Below are 16,519 nucleotides of genomic sequence, written 5' to 3'. Positions count from 1 at the left end.
TTATGCAGTTGCAGTTGTAGTGCTGTTGTAGGGTGGATTCAGGGTGCCTTCGGGCACCCTCTTTTTTTTGGGCGGGCGCCGTCGCGCGATGGGAGTGGCGTCCTACGGCCCGGCTGCCGCCGCGTTACCCGCTTCTTCCTTTAGCCATTCGGTGAACGCCTGGATAGGGGGCGGGCTCAGGGTGAACGGTTCGGGGAGCACCAGACAGAAGGCCTTGGAGACGGTTTTTGCCTGGGGCCATGGCGCTACCAGCCGGCCCATGGCGATTTCGGTTTCCACGTAGAGGCGCGGCACCAGCGCCACGCCCAGGCCGGCCAATGCCGCTTCGATCAGCATGGCATGCAGGTCATAGCGCACGCCCAGCGCCGCGTTGGCCAGGGGGATGCCGGTTTCCCGCGCATACCGCTGCCAGGCGTCCGGATTCTGCCGCCGGTGCAGTCGCGGCAGGGCGTCCAGGGCCATCGGACCGGCGTCGCCTTCCACCAGCGCGGGATGGCACACGGGGATCAGCACTTCGTCGAGCAAATGCTGCGTATGCATTCCAGTCCAGGCCGGATGCGCGAAATGGATGGCGGCGTCGAACCCGCTGCCGGCCAGGGCAAACGGCTCCAGGCGCTCGGCCAGATGCACGGCGATGTTCGGGTGCCGCCGCTGGAATCGCGGCAGGCGGGGAATCAACCAACGCATGGCGAAGGTGGGCACCGTGGCGATGTCAAGGTTGGCGCTGTCCTGCCGTTGCCCGATCAGGTACTGGCTGTCCCGATCCAGCCGGTTGAGCAGTTCGCGCACCTGGTCGGCGTAGCGCGCGCCGTTGGGCAGCAGCCGGACGCGGTTACCGATCCGCTCGAACAATGGAACGCCGAGAAAGGCTTCCAGTCGGCCGATCTGGCGGCTGATGGCGCCCTCGGTGACGGCCAGTTCGTCGGCCGCGCGGGCGAAGCTGCCATGGCGGGCGGCCGCCTCGAAGGCCATTAAGGAAGTATTGCTGGGAATCCTGCGGCGCATGGGGCGAGTTCCGGTTTGCCTTGATGTTTGCTCACTGAAGCATACCGAAAAATCGTTTTATGGCGTCTTTTTCCGGCCCTACCATGATGAAACCTCAATCAAGGCGCCGGCCACGAAACATGGCCGGCCGCGACCGAACCCATGATCTACACCGTCGAATGCAGTTTCTCGGACCCCGCCAGCGAAGGGGCCTGGAATGATTTCTACAGCCTGAAAAAGCTGCCCGCGCTCATTTCCGTGAGCGGTTTCCAGACCTCGCAGCGCTTTCAGGCGCTGAGCCCGGGTTGCCCGACCTACCTCGCCGTCCATTCGATCGCCGGGCTCGAGGTGTTGCTCGGCGAGGAGTATCGGCAGAAGGGCGGCGGCAACTTCGCCCGCTGGCAGCCGCACATCACGGACTGGCACCGCAATCTCTATGCCGGCCTGGCGCAAGCCCCCGCCATTGCCGCGGACGAAACCCTGCTGGTGAGTGACGTCGGCGCCGAGCCGCTGGTCGCGCTGGGCCTGACGCCCGCCGCCATGCGCGCCGTGGCGCTGGACAAATCGCCCGGCCACCGGTGGCTGGCGAAGTGCCCGCGTGGCGCGAATATCGAAGCCCCCGCATTGCCGTCCGGCGTGCATCGCTATGCGCCGATGACGGCACAGCTGACGAATGCGCGCGGGACCGGCCGCGATGCGTCGAAGTAGCGCCGCGATGCCCAACGTGACATTTTTCTTCGCGGCGCCATGCATGCCGGCCGACCGCGATCTGGCGGAGTTGGCCGAGGCATGCACAGCGCTGTGCGTTGACGTGCTCGGCGCGGCGCTGGAGAACGTGCACATCATCAACCTGGCGGTGCACCCCGGGCGCGGACTTCCGGCGTTCGCGGAAGTCCAATTCCGGCTCGAACCGTTCCGCCCGCCCGCCGTGATGGAGGCCTTCATGGCGGGGTTGGATGAGACCATCCTGCGCATCACGGGGCTGACCGCGCGCATCCGCTGCTTCGGCCATGCGGCAGGAGCCATCCATGCGCGCCATTGAGCATTCTGGAGGATCGCCATGCAACCCATGACCTTGCCAAGCCTGCGGATCGGTGAGTTTTCGATCACCGCCATCAGTGACGGATACCTGTCCGCCGCCCTTGAATCGCTCTCCAACATCGACCCGGAGGATGCCGCCAGGCTGCAGCGCGACGCGGGCGTCTCCGACCCCGGCGCCATCCATATCAATGGCTATCTGGTCCGGGGCAGGGGCCGCACGCTGCTGATCGATGCGGGCGCGGGCGGATTCAAGCAATGGGGCGGCAAGCTCCTGGCCAACCTGGCACTGGCCGGCGTGCAACCCGGCGACGTCGATACGGTGCTGCTGACCCACGCGCATCCCGATCACATTGGCGGATTGCTGGATGCCGCGGGGCGGGAAGTCTTTGCGCGGGCCGAGCTGGTTGTGCATGCGCGGGAGGTGGCGTTCTGGCAAGACGATGGCAATCTCGCGCGGGCCAGCGAGCGCGCACGCGGCAACTTCCAGTTCGCCCGCAAGGTGTTCGGCGCGTATCGAGCCAGGATGCGCACGTTCACGGGCCGCGAGGTCCTGCCCGGCATCGACGCGGTGCCCCTGCCAGGGCATACCGCCGGGCATTCCGGCTTCCGTATCGAGTCCGACGGACGGAGTGTGCTGGTCTGGGGGGACATCGTGCATTTTCCGCAGATCCAGATCGCGCGCCCCGATGTGTCGATCGCCTTCGACCAGGATCCGACCCTGGCCGCCGACACGCGCTCGGCGCTGCTGGACATCGTCAGCGCGGACGGGCTCCTGATCGCCGGCATGCATCTTGGCGAACCCGGCTTTGCCCGTATCGCGCGCCAGGGTGACGGCTACCGCATCGCCTACGAGACCTGAGTGGGACGGCCCCGGTTGTTTCAGGCGGCGCGGCCGTTCGAGGCCAGGTAGGCACTGGGCGCCTGGCCCAGCGCGCGCCGGAACGCGCTGGTGAAGGCGCTCGCGCTGGCGTAGCCCAGGTCCAGCGCGACGCGGGTGACGGGCTGGCCCTGGCTCAGGCGCTCGATGGCGGCCAGCAGACAGGCCTGCTGGCGCCAGGCGCCGAAGCTGATGCCGGTTTCGGCGCGGAACTGGCGGGTGAAGGTGCGCCGGCTCATGCCGGCCGCGGCCGCCATCGTGTCAAGGTCCGTCGTGATCGACGGCGCCGCCCATAGCGCGCGGCAGGCGCGCGCCAGGCGCGGGTCGGCGGGCAGCGGCGCGTGCAGCGACAGCGCTGGCATGGCGGCGATTTCGGCCGCCAGCAGCGCCATCAGCTTGCCGGCGCGGCCGTCCAGGTCGTAGAGCGCGGGCAGGTCGATGGCTTCATCGAGCAGGTGGCGCAGCAGCGGCGAGACGGCGTGGACCCGGCATTCGGCGGGCAGGCCCAGGGCCTGCGCGACGCGCGCGGTGAGAAAGGTGTTAAGCATGGTCACCGCGCCGCTCATGGTCATTTGGTGATCCATGCCCGCCGGCACCCAGCAGGCGCGTTGCGGCGGCACCAGCCAGCGGCCCGTCGGCGTGGCCACGCTGATGGCGCCGCGCACGGCGTAGGCGAACTGGCCGCGGCGGTGGGCGTGCAGCGGGAAGGTCAGGCCGGCCGGGTAGTCGCAGGCCGTCACCACCACATCGCGCGGAATGTCCTCGTAGGGGTCGACCAGGGTATTGCGCATGGCCTGGATTCTACAGCGGATGACCCGATATCGAAGGCGGGCCGGCTTTGCCGGGCCTAGGATGTCGGCATTGCCAATCGCGTCCGCCGCCCCGGCGGCGCATCGCCAGATCCCAGGAGCCGACATGGCCAACACTTTCCATCGCGTGGGCCACGGCCCGCATCCTGTCATCGTGCTGCACGGCTGGTTCGGCGACGCGCGCGCCTTCGAACCGATCGAACCCTGGCTGTCGGGCGCGGACTTCAGCTACGTCTTCATGGACTACCGCGGCTACGGCGGCATGCGCGAGGCGGCGGGCGAACATTCGATCGACGAGATTGCCGCCGACGCGCTGGCGCTGGCCGACGCGTTGGGGTTCGAGCGCTTCAGCCTGGTGGGCCATTCGATGGGCGGCATGGCGATCGAGCGGGTCGCGGCGCTGGCGCCCGAGCGGGTGCGCGCGCTGGTGGCGGTGGCCCCGGTGCCGTGCGGTGGCGTGACCATGGCGCCGGCCACGCGCGCGCTGTTCGACGGCGCGGCCGCGGACCTGGCCGCGCGCCGCGCCATCATCGACCGCAGCACCGGCGGGCGCCTGCCGTCGGCATGGGTGGCGTGGAAGGCCGACTATTCCGCCGCGCATTCGTCGGCGGCCGCGTTCGCCGCGTACCTGTCCGCGTGGGTCGGCACCGATTTCAGCGACCGCATCGATGGCCGCCATCCGGTGCTGGCCCTGGTGGGCGAGCACGATCCCGTGTTCACGCCGACGCTGATGGCCGCGACCTATGCGCGGCGCTATCCGCGCACGACGATCGAGGTGCTGGCCAATGCCGGGCACTATCCGATGAATGAAACGCCGCTGGCGCTGGCGGCGGCCATTGAGCGCTTCCTGCGGACCGCCGCCGGGGACTGAGCGCGGCGCTGCGGTCAGTCCGTTGCCGTCAACCGGCGGCGCGCATCGCCGCCAGGCATTCCGCCAGCGGCGGCACGGCGCGCGCCAGCGCCTCGACGGCGGCCGCGTCGACGCGGTCCTGCGGGGGGATCTCGGCCAGCACGCGCACATTGCCGAAGCGTTCGATCGCCTCGCGGTTGCCGGCCGACAGCGGGCCGCTCATGATCACGCCCAGCACCGGGATGGCGCGGCGGCGCAGCGCCTCCAGGCTGAGCAGCGTGTGGTTGATGGTGCCCAGGCCGCTGCGCGCGGCCAGCACCACCGGCATGCCCAGGCGCGCGATCAGGTCGATCATCATGTGGCTGTCGTCGATCGGCACGTACAGGCCGCCGGCCCCTTCGACGATCAGGGGCGCGGTCGTGGCGGGCGGCACGATGGCGGTGGCGTCGATCACCGCGTCTTCCAGCGGCGCGGCGGCCCACGGCGACAGCGGCGCCTGCAGCACGTAGGCCGGCAGGTGCAGGCGCTCGGGCGGCAACTGCGCCAGGCGCGCGACAGTCTCGGTGTCACCCGGTTCCTCGGCCACGCCGGTCTGCACCGGCTTCCAGTAGTCGGCCTGCCAGGCGCGCGCCAGGATGGCCGAGACCAGGGTCTTGCCGATGCCGGTGTCGGTGCCGGTGACGAATACGCCGTGGGCGCGGGAGTCAGTCATGTTTCTTCCAGATTCCATAGGCCAGGTGATAGGTCACCGTGGCGCCTTGTTGGTCGAACTGCGCCAGCACCCGCCGCAATGCGGCCGGGCCCAGCGGCGCCGTGCCGGGCGCGGGCGTGGTGGCGCCGATGCCCTTGAGCGCCTTCAGGAAATGCAGGCCGTCAGGATGATCTTGTATCAGCCGTTCACTGTGCACGCCACCGGCCAGATCGGCCATGGCCGGACGGATGGCGCCGCTCGGCGGATAGCGTGGCGTGGCGGCGACCAGGCCGACGGCGTCATGGGCGGCGCGCCATTCCTCGAACGTGCCTTCGGCCAGCGTCGCCACCGCCAGGTGACCGCCGGGCGCGAGCAGGCCGGCCAGGCGGCCCAGGCCGCCGTTCAGGTCGGCGAACCACTGCACCGCCAGGCTGGAGCAGATCAGGTCATACCCGCCCGGCAGGTCCCGGGGGTGCTCGCCGTCCAGCACCTGGTAGCGGGCGGTGCCGGGTAGCGCCGGACCTTGTCGCGCCCGCGCCAGCATGGCGGGCGAGATGTCGGTCACGGTCCAGTCCGCCGGCCCCAGCCGGGCGGCCAGCGCCCGCGTCAGCAGGCCGGTGCCGCAGCCGATCTCCAGGATGCGCGGATGCGGCGGCAGCGGCAGCCGGCCGATCGCGTCGGCCAGCCGTCCGGCGGTGATGCGCTGGGCGGGGGCATGGTCGTCGTAGTGCGCGGCGGCGGCGCCGAAGCGCGCGCCGACCCGGGCATTGCGCAGGTGGGCGCTCATGCGGCGGGCGCCACGCGGGCCAGGAAGGCGCGGATGCGCCGCGCGCACCAGTCGGTGTCGGTCAGCGGCAGCAGGTGGCCGCCGTGCTCGCGCCAGTGGATCTCGATGGCGGCGCCGAAGCCCGCCGTCGTCAGCGGCGCGGTGGCGATCGGGTCGGCCGCGCCCGCCAGCGCCAGCAGCGGCACCGGCAGCGCCGCCAGCGCGGCGCGCTGATCGGCGTCGCGCAGGAACCGCAGGTCGCGCGCCAGCGGTTCGACCTGGGGGACGCCGATGGCGCTGGTGTCGCCGCAGCGCTGGCGGAAATCGCGCAGCACGGTTTCGGGCTGCGCCGCCAGGCGGTTCAACATGCGGTCCAGCATGCGCGCCGGCACGCCTTCGGGGAAGTCGGCGGCCGCGCCGAAGCGGGCAAAGCCGTTGATCGCCACCAGGCCCAGGCAGCCGGGCGGCGGTTCGCCCAGCAGCCGCAGCGCGCCCAGCGAGTGGCCGATGGCCAGCACCGGGCCGGCGGGCGCGGGCGTATGGGCCGGACCGAAATAGCCGGCGTCGGCCATGGCCTGCGGCCAGTCGGCCAGCGCGGCGGCCAGCGGCCCCCAGAATGCGGCGTCGAAGGTCCAGCCATGCACGAACAGCAGGGTGGGGCGGACAGGAGCGGCGGCCGGCATCAGGCGAGCGCGGCCGTCAGGCCGTCGATCAGTTGGTCGACATCGGCGTCGCGGTGCGCCGCGCTCAGGGCGATGCGCAGGCGGCTGGTGCCGGCCGGCACGGTGGGCGGGCGGATCGCCACGGCCAGCAGACCGCGTTGTTCCAGCGCCGCCGCCAGCGCCAGGGCGCGGGCCTCGTCGCCGACGATGGCGGGCACGATCTGGGTGGACGAGTCGCCGCTGTCCACGCCCAGGCCGCGGAGCGCGGCGCGCAGGCGTTCGCCCGAGGCGGCCAGTCGGGCGCGTTCGGCGTCCAGCGTCGGCACCAGGTCGAGCGCGGCGTCCATCGCGCCCAGCACGGCAGGCGGCAGGGCGGTGGTGTAGATGAAACCCGAACAGGCGTTGACCAGGTAGTCGCAGAGCGCGCGCGAGCCGGCCACGTAGGCGCCGAAGCCGCCCAGCGCCTTGCTGAAGGTGCCCATGGCCAGGTCGATGCCGCCCGGCGCCAGCCCCGCCAGCCCCATGCCGCCCGGTCCCAGCACGCCGGTGGCGTGGGCTTCGTCCAGGTAGACGAAGGCCTGGTAGCGCTCGGCCAGCGCCGCCAGCCGCGCCACGTCGGTGCGGTCGCCGTCCATGCTGAAGACGCTTTCGGTGATGATGAAGCGCGCGGCGGGCGGCGCTGACGGGTCGGCGCGCGCCGCCAGCAAGGCTTCCAGGTGGTCCAGGTCATTGTGGCGGAAGCGGATCTGCCGCACGCCCGCCGCCTGGCAGCCGTGGTGCAGGCTGGCGTGGTTGAGCTTGTCGGCGTAGACCTGCACCTCGCCCTGGCCGGCGGCCGCGCGCAGCAGCGCCGGCAGCACGGCGGCGTTGGCCTGCCAGCCGGAGGCCAGCAGCAGCGCGGCCTCGGTGCCCTTCAGGCGGGCCAGCTTGGCCTCGACCTGCTCGTGCAGGTCGAGATTGCCGCACACCAGCCGCGAGGCCTGCGCGCCGGCGCCGTGGCGGGCGGCCCATTCGCGCGCCCGGTCGATCAGCAGCGGGTGCTTGGACAGGCCCAGGTAGTCGTTGCTGGAGAAGTTCAGCGCCGGGACGCCGTCCAGCGCGATGCGGCCGGCGGGCGCGGCGGCGGCGGTGCGCAGCCGGCGGCGCACGCGGCGCGATTCGGCTTGCGCCAGTTCGGAAGAAAAGAGGGGATCCAGCTTGGACATCACGATTTCCTGCGGCGGCCGGCGGCGGGGGCGTCCCGCGGTCGGGCCGCGGCCGTTAACAGCGCCGTCAGGCCCCCGGCCGTAGAATGCGAGCCATTGTAGTGGAGGTGAAACATGCAGACGCCTGACTGGGTGGCCCGGGGCCAGCCGCATATCTGGCAGCCCTACGCCCAGATGAAGACCGCGACGCCGCCGTTGCCGGTGGTGCGCAGCCACGGCAGCCGCCTGGAGCTGGCCGACGGCCGCCAATTGATCGACGGCGTGGCGTCCTGGTGGACCGCCTGCCACGGCTACAACCACCCGCATATCGCCCAGGCGGTGCGGGCGCAGCTGGACGCCATGCCGCACGTCATGTTCGGCGGCCTGACCCATGAACCCGCGCTGACCCTGGCGCGGCGCCTGGCGGCCCTGCTGGGGCCGGGGCTGGACCGCGTGTTCTATACGGACTCCGGCTCGGTGGCGGTGGAAGTCGCCATGAAGATGGCGGTGCAGTTCTGGCTCAACCAGGGCGAGCGCGGCCGCAGCCGCTTCCTGGCCTTTCGCGGCGGCTACCACGGCGACACCTTCGGCACCATGGCGGTGTGCGACCCCGACGAGGGCATGCACAGCCTGTTCCGCGGCATGCTGGCCGAGCACGACATTGTCGACCTGCCGCGCGACGACGCCGCCATGGCCCGGCTCGACGCCTTCCTGGAGACGCGCGGCCCGCAACTGGCCGGCATCCTGGTCGAACCGCTGGTGCAGGGCGCCGGCGGCATGCTGCTGCACGACCCCGAGGTGCTGCGGCGGCTGCGCCGGCTGGCCGACCGCCATGGCCTGCTGCTGATCTTCGACGAGATCTTCACCGGCTTCGGCCGCACCGGCACCCTGTTCGCGTTCGAGCAGGCCGGCATCCGCCCCGACATCATCACGCTGTCCAAGGCGCTGACCGGCGGCACGCTGCCGCTGGCCGCCACGGTGGCCAGCAGCCGGGTGTTCGACGCCTTCTGGTCGGACGATCCCTCGCACGCCCTGATGCACGGCCCGACCTTCATGGGCAACGCCCTGGCCTGCGCCGCCGCCAATGCGTCGCTCGACCTGTTCGAGAGCGAGCCGCGCCTGGCGCAGGCGCGGGCGCTGTCGACCGCCCTGGCGGCGGGGCTGGCGCCGTGCCGCGAGGTGGCCTGGGTGCGCGACGTGCGGGTGCTGGGCGCGATCGGCGTGGTCGAGCTGGACCGCATCGACGACCGCGAGGCCCTGAAGCGCCGCCTGGTCGAGGCCGGCGTCTGGGTGCGGCCGTTCGGCAATGTGGTGTATTTGACGCCGGCGCTGACCATCGCCCCGGACGAGCTGGACACGCTGATGCGGGCGGTGATCGCCGTGCTGCGCGCCCAACGGCCCTGAACGCCGGCGCCAGCGGGCGGCCCCGCGGGCCAGAGGAGCTTTCGCGGATCCTCTGGCAATGCCGCGCCCGTGCTTGTGGGACGGCAATTCTGCAAGGCCGCCGCGCGCCGTGCCCGGGCAAATCGCCCGGCGTGCCTTGATCCAGGTCAAGGCGAGCGCCGGCGGCGCTGGGTAGCATCGGCGCATGCGAGCAAAATCCATCTTCGCCGTCCCGCCATCCCTGTCCGACGCCGAGCGCCAGCAGCGCCGGCATGCGCTGGTGCGCCTGTCGCTGGCGTGGCTGGCGATGATGCAGGTGATGATGTTCGCCTGGCCGGGCTATCTGCGCCACGAGGGCATCCCCAAGGACGCCCTTGATACGCTCGACTGGGCCATCGTGCTGATGAACTGGGCCAGCCTGGCCCTGACGGTGCCGGTGGTGCTGTATTCGGCCTGGCCGATCTGGCGCCACGCCGGCGCCAACCTGCGCCACGGCCGCGCCGGCATGGACGTGCCGGTGGCGCTGGGCATCGTGGCCGCCTTCATTCCCAGCGTGCATGCCACCTACACCGGCCACGGCGAGGTCTATTTCGATTCGGTCACCATGTTCGTGGCCTTCCTGCTGACGGCGCGCTACCTGGAACTGTGCGCCCGGCAGTCGTTCGGCGGCAGCGCCGGCGGCCAGCGCCACGCCCAGGTCGAGGCGCAACGCCAACTGCTGGGCGCCGGCGCCGACCGCCTGGCTTCGCGCTTCGTCATGGCGCAGGTGGCGCTGGCGCTGGGCGCGGCGGCGGTCTGGGCCTGGATCGACCCGGCCCACAGCATCCCGGTGATGGTGGCGCTGCTGGTGATGAGCTGTCCCTGTGCCATGTCGATGGCGGTGCCCACCGCCATGGCGTCGGCCCATGCGGCGCTGGCGGCGCATCCGTCCATGCCCGACGCGGCGCTGGACGCGCTGCTGGCCGAGGCGCAACGCAAGGCGCGCCAGAACCTGCATGGTTCGCTGGCCTGGCACCTGCTGATGACGCCGCTGGCGCTGGTCGGCTGGGTCACGCCCTGGCTGGCGGCCATCACCATGCTGCTGTCGTCGCTGGCGGTGGCCTACAACTCGTGGCGGCTGTCGCGCCGCGATTGGTCCGGCAGCCCGGCGCCCGAGGGCGCGCTGGAAGCCGCGCCATGACCATCCTCTACCTGTTGCTGCCCCTGTCGCTGCTGTTCGTGCTGGCGATCGGCGTGTCGCTGTGGTGGGCCGTGTTCAACGGCCAATACGACGACACCGACAACGCTGGCACCGCCATCCTGCGCGACGACGATAGCGGGCCGGCTTCGCGCGGCTAGGATCGCGCGATCCCTCCAGGCGTCTCGCGGCGGCCGTTCGCTGGCCGCCCGCCTGGCCTTGGCCGCCGTCCGCGCCATCGACGTTGCCGCCGCGCCGCGGGTTCCCCTGCGCGAGCAATGGGGTTTGACGCACATCAACCCCGCTTTACCCGCGACCCCCCATCATTGAAACCTGGAGCTACTTGTTTCTTTTTGTTTGGGGGAAGGGTGATGAACGATTGCGCCGCAATCGCAAGCAAGGCCGACACCTTCAACTACAGGATCGTGAGGCAGTTCGCGCTCATGACCGTGGTCTGGGGCATTGTCGGCATGGCTGTGGGCGTTTTTCTCGCCGCGCAGCTGATTTGGCCTCAGTTGAATTTCGACACCGCCTGGCTCAGCTACGGCCGCCTGCGTCCGCTGCACACCAACGCCGTGATCTTCGCCTTCGGCGGCAGCGCGCTGTTCGCAACCTCGTACTACGTGGTCCAGCGCACCTGTCAGACCCGCATTTTCTGTGACAAGCTGGCCGCGTTCACGTTCTGGGGCTGGCAGGCGGTCATCGTGGCCGCCGCCATCACCCTGCCGCTGGGCTACACCAGCAGCAAGGAATACGCCGAACTCGAATGGCCCATCGACATCCTGATCACGCTGGTCTGGGTGGCCTATGCCATCGTGTTCTTCGGCACCATCATCAAGCGCCGCTCCAAGCACATCTACGTGGCCAACTGGTTCTTCGGCTCGTACATCCTCACCATCGCCATCCTGCACATCTTCAACAACATCGAGATGCCGGTGACGCTGTGGAAGTCCTACTCGGCCTACGCCGGTGTGCAGGACGCCATGGTGCAGTGGTGGTACGGCCACAACGCGGTGGGCTTCTTCCTGACCACCAGCTTCCTGGGCATGATGTATTACTTCGTGCCCAAGCAGGCCGGCCGTCCGATCTATTCGTACCGCCTGTCCATCGTCCACTTCTGGGCGCTGGCCTTCACCTACATGTGGGCCGGTCCGCACCACCTGCTGTACACCTCGCTGCCCGACTGGACCCAGTCGCTGGGCATGACGTTCTCGCTGATCCTGCTGGCGCCGTCGTGGGGCGGCATGATCAACGGCATCATGACGCTGCAGGGCGCCTGGTACAAGCTGCGCACCGATCCGATCCTGAAGTTCATGGTGACCGCGCTGTCGTTCTACGGCATGGCCACGTTCGAAGGCTCGATGATGTCGATCCGCACCGTGAACGCCCTGTCGCACTACACCGACTGGACCATCGGCCACGTGCACTCCGGCGCCCTGGGCTGGGTCGCGATGATCTCGTTCGGCTCGCTCTACTACCTGATCCCGCGCCTGTATGGCCGCGAGAAGATGTACAGCGTCAAGGCCATCGAGCTGCACTTCTGGATCGCCACCATCGGCGTGGTGCTGTACATCGCCGCGATGTGGATCGCCGGGGTGCAGCAGGGCCTGATGTGGCGCGACACCGCCGCCGACGGCACGCTGGTCTACAGCTTCGTCGAAGAGCTCAAGACGCGGGTGCCGTACTACCTGATCCGTCTGCTGGGCGGGGCGCTGTTCCTGTCGGGCGTGCTGGTCATGGCCTGGAACGTGTGGAAGACGGTGCGCGGCGCGCAGGCGGTCAACCCCGCCATCCCGCAGGACGATCCCCACACCACCCGCGCGCCGGCTGTCGCCGCGCCCGCGCCGGCCACCGTTTGACGAGGACATCATGGCCAACAAGCAACAAGGCTTTTTCTCTCACCAGACGCTCGAGAAGAACATCGGCTGGATGATCATCGCCAGCATCCTGGTGGTGTCCTTCGCCGGGCTGGTGCAGATCGTGCCGCTGTTCTTCCAGCACAGCACCACGCAGCCGGTGGCGGGGGTCGAACCCTACAGCCCGCTGCGCCTGATGGGGCGCGACGTCTACATCCGCGAAGGCTGTGTCGGCTGCCACTCGCAGCAGGTGCGCCTGCTGGCCGCCGAAGTGCAGCGCTACGGCTCGTACTCGCTGGCCTCGGAGTCGGTGTTCGACCATCCCTTCCTGTGGGGCTCCAAGCGCACCGGTCCGGACCTGGCGCGCGTGGGCGAGCGCTATTCCGACGACTGGCACCGCATCCACCTGCGCAACCCGCGCCAGGTGGTGCCCGAGTCCAACATGCCGGCCTATCCGTGGCTGGAGAAGACCGTGATCACCGGCCAGAACGTCGACCAGCGCATGCGCGCGCTGCGGGCCCTGGGCGTGCCGTACACCGACGAAGAGATCGCCGCGGCGCCCAAGGCCATCGAGGGCAAGACCGAAGAGGACGCGCTGGTGGCTTACCTGCAGGGGCTGGGCGTGGGCGTGCGCAAGGCGCAGCAGGCCAAAAAGGCGGAAGAGGCCAAGAAGGCCGAGGAAGCCCGCAAGGCCGCGCAGCCGGCGGCCGCCGCTACGCAACCCGCGGCGTCGGGAGGTTGATCATGGCTTTGCTGAGCGCAATCGTCACCGCCATTTCGATGGCAACCTTTTTCGGCATCGTCTGGTGGGCCTGCTCGCGCGGCCGCCAGCATGCCAACAGCGAATCGGCCATGCTGCCGTTCGCGCTGCCCGATGAGTTCGGGCCGGCACAACAAGATGGAGCGGATCGGTCATGAGCGATTTCGTCAATGGCTTCTGGGGGTATTTCATCTCGATCGTCGCCGTCGGCGGCGTGGTGTGGTGTGTGTGGCTGCTGTACACGCAGCGCCGCTGGCTCAGTACCAAGCCGGCCAACGGCCAGGTCGAGGACACGGGCCACGTCTGGGACGGCGACCTCACCGAACTGAACAACCCGGTGCCCGGCTGGTGGACCTGGATGTACCTGCTGGCCTGCGCCTTCGCGCTGGGCTACCTGTTCTTCATGCCGGGCCTGGGGTCGTACAAGGGCCAATTGGGCTACAGCAGTGCCAACGAGGTGGCGCAGCAACAGGCCAAAATGGCCGAGGCCGTGCGCCCGATCTATGCGCGTTTCGAGACCATGACGGTGCCGCAGATCGCCGCGGATCCGGGCGCCCGTGAAATCGGCCAGCGCCTGTTCCTGAACACCTGCTCGCAGTGCCATGGTTCGGACGCCAAAGGCGGCCCCAGCTTCCCCAACCTGACCGACAGCGACTGGCTGCACGGCGGCTCGCCCGAGGCCATCATGCAGACCATCACCAATGGCCGCATCGGCGTGATGCCGCCCTGGAAGTCGGCCATCGACCCCAAGACCGCCGGCGACATCGCGCAGTACGTGCGTTCGCTGTCGGGCCTGACGGCCGACCCGGTCCGGGTGTTCCGCGGCAAGCGCGAGTTCGCCAATTTCTGCGTGGCCTGTCATGGTGTCGACGGCAAGGGCAACCAGGCGCTGGGCGCGCCCAACCTGACCGATGACGTCTGGCTCTATGGCAGTTCGGAAGCCACCATCGTCAAGACCATCCTGGATGGGCGCGAGAACCGCATGCCGGCGCACGGCGACATTCTGACCCCGGAACAGATCAAGATCCTGACGGCATGGGTCTGGGGCCTGTCGAACAAGCCGGACGCGCAACCGCAACCAGCCTCGGCCGCCGCCTCGGCCAACTAGGCGTCGCCACATAGGTGGGGGCACGCCGCGACGGCAGCCCCCATATCGCATGGACTTACCGCACGGAGCAGCACATGGATGATGGGTCAACCGCAAGCGTCAGCAGTCCGCCTGGCGGCGACCCGCCACCCTGGCGGCCGCACGTGCGGCCGCCGCGTCCGGGCCAGGAAACGCTGGAGCAGACCCTGGCCGGCGTGCGCAGCAAGATCTATCCGCGCTCGGTCAGCGGCATCTTCGCGCGCTGGCGCATCGCCTTCGTCTTCCTCACCCAACTGATCTTCTACGGCCTGCCGTGGCTGCAATGGAACGGCCGCCAGGCGGTGCTGTTCGACCTGGGCGCGCGCAAGTTCTACCTGTTCGGCCTGGTGCTGTGGCCGCAGGACGTGGTCTACCTGGCGGTGCTGCTGGTGATCTCGGCGCTGGCGCTGTTCCTGTTCACCGCGGTGGCCGGGCGGCTGTTCTGCGGCTACGCCTGTCCGCAGACGGTCTACACCGAGATCTTCATGTGGATCGAGCGCAAGGTCGAAGGCGACCGCGTCGCCCGCATCCGCCTGGATGAATCGCCCTGGACCTGGCGCAAGGCGCGCCTGAAGGTCACCAAGCACTTCCTGTGGATCGCGCTGGCCTGGTGGACGGGCTCCACCTTCATCGGCTACTTCGCGCCGATCCGCGAGCTGGGCCACGAGCTGTTCACGCTGCAACTGGGGCCGTGGCAGTGGTTCTGGATGGTGTTCTACGGCTTCGCCACCTGGGGCAACGCCGGTTTCATGCGCGAGTCGGTCTGCAAGTACATGTGCCCGTACGCGCGCTTCCAGAGCGTGATGGTCGATCCCGATACCTTCGTCGTGACCTATGACAAACGTCGCGGCGATCCGCGCGGCGGCCGTTCGCGCAAGGTCGACCACAAGGCCGCGGGGCTGGGCGACTGTGTCGATTGCAGCCTGTGCGTGCAGGTCTGTCCGACCGGAATCGACATCCGCGAGGGCCTGCAATACATGTGCATTGGCTGCGGCGCCTGTATCGATGCCTGCGAGCAGGTGATGGACAAGATGCAGTATCCGTCCGGGCTGATCCGCTACACGTCCGAGCGCGCCATGCTGGACGGGCTGTCGACACAAAGCGCGCGCTCGCACCTGTTGCGGCCGCGGGTGCTGATCTATGGCTCGCTGATCCTGGTGCTGGCGGTGGCGTTCGTGACCTCGCTGGCGATGCGCAACCCGCTGCGGGTGGACGTGATCCGCGATCGCGGCGCGCTGGGTCGAGAGGTGGCGGGCGGCATGATCGAGAACGTGTACCGGCTGCAGATCATCAACACCTCGGATTCGCCGCTGCGGCTGCGGCTGTCGGCCGACGGCATGCCTGGGTTGGCGGTGCGCGCCGGGCAAAGCGAGTCGGACGTGGTGGACGTGGAGCCGGCGGCCAACAAGCTGGTGCCGATGGTGATCCGCGCCCCGGCCGGCGCCGAGCCGGGCGCCCATCCGATCACGTTGCGGGCCCGCGCCCACGATCAGGAAAACCGGCCGATCGAGACCGATGAAGCCGCGAGTTTTTATGTCCCCGAGTGATTCCGAATAAAGGATGCCGACGATGAATACTGCCCATGTAGCCGCGCCGATGCCGGTGAAACCCTGGTACCGCGAATTCTGGCCCTGGTTCCTGATGGCGGGGCCGTTCCTGGCGGTGGTCGGTTGCGCCATCACGATCTACCTGGCCTATACGCAGTTCGCCAATCAGCCGATCCAGGAAGGCGTGGTCAAGCGCGGCCTGGTGATCGAGCCGGCGGACACGGTGCCGACGCCGCCGCCCGCGATCGGCGTCCGTTGATGATTCCCGGAGGCGCGCCATGGGGTTGAGATCGCTGATGTGGATACTGTGGCCGTCGTTCCTGGCGGCGGCCGTGGGCAGCGCGATTGTCTTTGCGCTGATCGATCCGTTGGACGTGGCGGTGTTCGGGTATGTGCCGACGGGGCGGGTGGGGTTTTATACGGTGTCGTTCTTTTTGCTTTGGGGGATGGCGGGGGCGTCGAGTGCGTTGACGGCTTATTTGATGCCTAAGGTGGAGGAAGATCCGGATCTTTAGGCGGGTCTTTTTGGGTGCTTCGTGGGGGCGTTGTTGGGGATTCGCTTCGTAGGTCGCCCCTCGCGGCGGGCGAGTCGGTGGCGGGCGCCCACGATTGCGGTCCGGAGCGTTCGCTCCGGACTGCCCCGTTGTCATCCTCGTCCTCGCCTTCGGCGACTCCTACGGATTCCCTCGGGCGCATCGAGGTTGCCCGCCACCGACTCGCCCGCCGCGAGGGGCTGCGAGCGTCTTGGAGCGTCGCGTTGTCAGAACGGTGGGGGCATGGAGAGGGTTGCGAGGCCCGCCCCAGGT

General features: G+C 69.4%; 18 protein-coding genes and 1 pseudogene. 14 read left to right on the top strand and 5 right to left on the bottom strand.

Annotation, left to right across the window (positions count from 1 at the left end; translation table 11 throughout):
- Positions 1 to 102: 102 nt before the first annotated feature.
- Positions 103 to 1,005: a LysR substrate-binding domain-containing protein gene (locus tag ABFG95_RS07130; RefSeq protein ID WP_348995686.1), complete on the bottom strand. Its 903-nt coding sequence runs from the start codon at positions 1,003 to 1,005 to the stop codon at positions 103 to 105.
- A 141-nt stretch (positions 1,006 to 1,146) separates the two neighbouring features.
- Here ABFG95_RS07130 and ABFG95_RS07125 point away from each other — a divergent pair, with 141 nt between their 5' ends.
- Genes ABFG95_RS07125 through ABFG95_RS07115 form a run of 3 tightly spaced genes read left to right on the top strand, consistent with a single transcriptional unit; the run spans position 1,147 to position 2,884 of the window.
- Positions 1,147 to 1,692: a sugar ABC transporter gene (locus ABFG95_RS07125; protein ID WP_348995685.1), complete on the top strand. Its 546-nt coding sequence runs from the start codon at positions 1,147 to 1,149 to the stop codon at positions 1,690 to 1,692.
- A 7-nt stretch (positions 1,693 to 1,699) separates the two neighbouring features.
- Complete coding sequence (locus ABFG95_RS07120) at positions 1,700 to 2,026, top strand: hypothetical protein (RefSeq protein WP_312485404.1); 327 nt, start codon at positions 1,700 to 1,702, stop codon at positions 2,024 to 2,026.
- Positions 2,027 to 2,044: 18 nt separating this feature from the next.
- The gene (locus ABFG95_RS07115; protein ID WP_348995684.1) at positions 2,045 to 2,884 is read left to right on the top strand and encodes an MBL fold metallo-hydrolase; all 840 of its coding nucleotides are present in this window, start codon (positions 2,045 to 2,047) and stop codon (positions 2,882 to 2,884) included.
- A 20-nt stretch (positions 2,885 to 2,904) separates the two neighbouring features.
- Here ABFG95_RS07115 and ABFG95_RS07110 read toward each other — a convergent pair whose 3' ends face one another.
- A complete protein-coding gene (locus ABFG95_RS07110; protein WP_348995683.1) occupies positions 2,905 to 3,693 on the bottom strand; it encodes a helix-turn-helix transcriptional regulator in 789 nt (262 codons plus the stop codon).
- A 124-nt stretch (positions 3,694 to 3,817) separates the two neighbouring features.
- Between ABFG95_RS07110 and ABFG95_RS07105 the strand changes: the two genes are divergently transcribed.
- Entirely contained in the window at positions 3,818 to 4,582 is a 765-nt protein-coding gene (locus ABFG95_RS07105; RefSeq protein ID WP_348995682.1) for an alpha/beta hydrolase, read from the top strand.
- Positions 4,583 to 4,610: 28 nt separating this feature from the next.
- Here the strand turns inward: ABFG95_RS07105 and bioD are convergent.
- From bioD to bioF, 3 genes and pseudogenes are all read right to left on the bottom strand, one after another.
- Positions 4,611 to 6,039, bottom strand: a pseudogene (bioD, locus tag ABFG95_RS07100) (dethiobiotin synthase).
- A complete protein-coding gene (locus tag ABFG95_RS07095; protein ID WP_348995681.1) occupies positions 6,036 to 6,701 on the bottom strand; it encodes an alpha/beta hydrolase in 666 nt (221 codons plus the stop codon). Before ABFG95_RS07095 ends, bioD begins: the two are co-directional and overlap by 4 nt.
- Positions 6,701 to 7,885 carry an 8-amino-7-oxononanoate synthase gene (bioF, locus tag ABFG95_RS07090; protein ID WP_336724362.1) on the bottom strand — a complete coding sequence of 395 codons (1,185 nt, stop codon included), beginning with the start codon at positions 7,883 to 7,885 and terminating at the stop codon, positions 6,701 to 6,703. Before bioF ends, ABFG95_RS07095 begins: the two co-directional genes overlap by 1 nt.
- Before the next feature lie 114 nt (positions 7,886 to 7,999).
- On the opposite strand from bioF, the gene ABFG95_RS07085 reads away from it, so the two are divergent.
- From ABFG95_RS07085 to ABFG95_RS07040, 10 genes are all read left to right on the top strand, one after another.
- On the top strand, positions 8,000 to 9,268 hold the full coding sequence (locus tag ABFG95_RS07085) for an adenosylmethionine--8-amino-7-oxononanoate transaminase (RefSeq protein WP_348995680.1): 1,269 nt from the start codon (positions 8,000 to 8,002) through the stop codon (positions 9,266 to 9,268).
- A gap of 184 nt (positions 9,269 to 9,452) precedes the next feature.
- Complete coding sequence (locus ABFG95_RS07080) at positions 9,453 to 10,427, top strand: hypothetical protein (RefSeq protein ID WP_348995679.1); 975 nt, start codon at positions 9,453 to 9,455, stop codon at positions 10,425 to 10,427.
- On the top strand, positions 10,424 to 10,585 hold the full coding sequence (gene ccoS, locus ABFG95_RS07075; protein WP_006390533.1) for a cbb3-type cytochrome oxidase assembly protein CcoS: 162 nt from the start codon (positions 10,424 to 10,426) through the stop codon (positions 10,583 to 10,585). Before ABFG95_RS07080 ends, ccoS begins: the two co-directional genes overlap by 4 nt.
- 210 nt (positions 10,586 to 10,795) lie before the next feature.
- Positions 10,796 to 12,283, top strand: coding sequence for a cytochrome-c oxidase, cbb3-type subunit I (ccoN, locus tag ABFG95_RS07070; RefSeq protein ID WP_049072779.1), 1,488 nt, complete (start codon positions 10,796 to 10,798; stop codon positions 12,281 to 12,283).
- A 10-nt stretch (positions 12,284 to 12,293) separates the two neighbouring features.
- Positions 12,294 to 13,022 (top strand): cytochrome-c oxidase, cbb3-type subunit II, encoded by a 729-nt coding sequence (gene ccoO / locus ABFG95_RS07065; RefSeq protein ID WP_063581321.1) that lies wholly within the window; start codon positions 12,294 to 12,296, stop codon positions 13,020 to 13,022.
- Positions 13,022 to 13,198, top strand: a complete 177-nt coding sequence (locus ABFG95_RS07060) for a cytochrome oxidase (RefSeq protein ID WP_080977556.1) — start codon at positions 13,022 to 13,024, stop codon at positions 13,196 to 13,198. Before ccoO ends, ABFG95_RS07060 begins: the two co-directional genes overlap by 1 nt.
- A complete protein-coding gene (gene ccoP / locus ABFG95_RS07055) occupies positions 13,195 to 14,148 on the top strand; it encodes a cytochrome-c oxidase, cbb3-type subunit III (RefSeq protein ID WP_059272109.1) in 954 nt (317 codons plus the stop codon). Before ABFG95_RS07060 ends, ccoP begins: the two co-directional genes overlap by 4 nt.
- Positions 14,149 to 14,222: 74 nt before the next feature.
- The gene (gene ccoG / locus ABFG95_RS07050; protein ID WP_049072782.1) at positions 14,223 to 15,713 is read left to right on the top strand and encodes a cytochrome c oxidase accessory protein CcoG; all 1,491 of its coding nucleotides are present in this window, start codon (positions 14,223 to 14,225) and stop codon (positions 15,711 to 15,713) included.
- A 22-nt stretch (positions 15,714 to 15,735) separates the two neighbouring features.
- Complete coding sequence (locus tag ABFG95_RS07045; protein ID WP_054417678.1) at positions 15,736 to 15,972, top strand: FixH family protein; 237 nt, start codon at positions 15,736 to 15,738, stop codon at positions 15,970 to 15,972.
- 19 nt (positions 15,973 to 15,991) lie between these two features.
- Positions 15,992 to 16,228, top strand: coding sequence for a hypothetical protein (locus tag ABFG95_RS07040; protein ID WP_026383281.1), 237 nt, complete (start codon positions 15,992 to 15,994; stop codon positions 16,226 to 16,228).
- Positions 16,229 to 16,519 lie beyond the last annotated feature (291 nt).

The sequence above is a fragment of the Achromobacter sp. HNDS-1 genome (assembly GCF_040084795.1).
Taxonomy (GTDB): domain Bacteria; phylum Pseudomonadota; class Gammaproteobacteria; order Burkholderiales; family Burkholderiaceae_B; genus Achromobacter; species Achromobacter ruhlandii.
Note: the sequence above shows the minus strand (reverse complement) of the source record. Positions and strands in the feature narration are given on the sequence as shown.

Coding starts and splice junctions, on each gene's coding strand:
- ABFG95_RS07110 (WP_348995683.1), bottom strand. CDS start 3,693: ATGCGCAATACCCTGGTCGACCCCTACGAGGACATTCCGCGCGATGTG.
- ABFG95_RS07080 (WP_348995679.1), top strand. CDS start 9,453: ATGCGAGCAAAATCCATCTTCGCCGTCCCGCCATCCCTGTCCGACGCC.
- ABFG95_RS07105 (WP_348995682.1), top strand. CDS start 3,818: ATGGCCAACACTTTCCATCGCGTGGGCCACGGCCCGCATCCTGTCATC.
- ABFG95_RS07125 (WP_348995685.1), top strand. CDS start 1,147: ATGATCTACACCGTCGAATGCAGTTTCTCGGACCCCGCCAGCGAAGGG.
- ABFG95_RS07040 (WP_026383281.1), top strand. CDS start 15,992: ATGGGGTTGAGATCGCTGATGTGGATACTGTGGCCGTCGTTCCTGGCG.
- ABFG95_RS07045 (WP_054417678.1), top strand. CDS start 15,736: ATGAATACTGCCCATGTAGCCGCGCCGATGCCGGTGAAACCCTGGTAC.
- ABFG95_RS07120 (WP_312485404.1), top strand. CDS start 1,700: ATGCCCAACGTGACATTTTTCTTCGCGGCGCCATGCATGCCGGCCGAC.
- ccoO (WP_063581321.1), top strand. CDS start 12,294: ATGGCCAACAAGCAACAAGGCTTTTTCTCTCACCAGACGCTCGAGAAG.
- ccoS (WP_006390533.1), top strand. CDS start 10,424: ATGACCATCCTCTACCTGTTGCTGCCCCTGTCGCTGCTGTTCGTGCTG.
- ABFG95_RS07130 (WP_348995686.1), bottom strand. CDS start 1,005: ATGCGCCGCAGGATTCCCAGCAATACTTCCTTAATGGCCTTCGAGGCG.
- ccoG (WP_049072782.1), top strand. CDS start 14,223: ATGGATGATGGGTCAACCGCAAGCGTCAGCAGTCCGCCTGGCGGCGAC.
- ABFG95_RS07085 (WP_348995680.1), top strand. CDS start 8,000: ATGCAGACGCCTGACTGGGTGGCCCGGGGCCAGCCGCATATCTGGCAG.
- bioF (WP_336724362.1), bottom strand. CDS start 7,885: ATGTCCAAGCTGGATCCCCTCTTTTCTTCCGAACTGGCGCAAGCCGAA.
- ABFG95_RS07115 (WP_348995684.1), top strand. CDS start 2,045: ATGCAACCCATGACCTTGCCAAGCCTGCGGATCGGTGAGTTTTCGATC.
- ccoN (WP_049072779.1), top strand. CDS start 10,796: ATGAACGATTGCGCCGCAATCGCAAGCAAGGCCGACACCTTCAACTAC.
- ccoP (WP_059272109.1), top strand. CDS start 13,195: ATGAGCGATTTCGTCAATGGCTTCTGGGGGTATTTCATCTCGATCGTC.
- ABFG95_RS07095 (WP_348995681.1), bottom strand. CDS start 6,701: ATGCCGGCCGCCGCTCCTGTCCGCCCCACCCTGCTGTTCGTGCATGGC.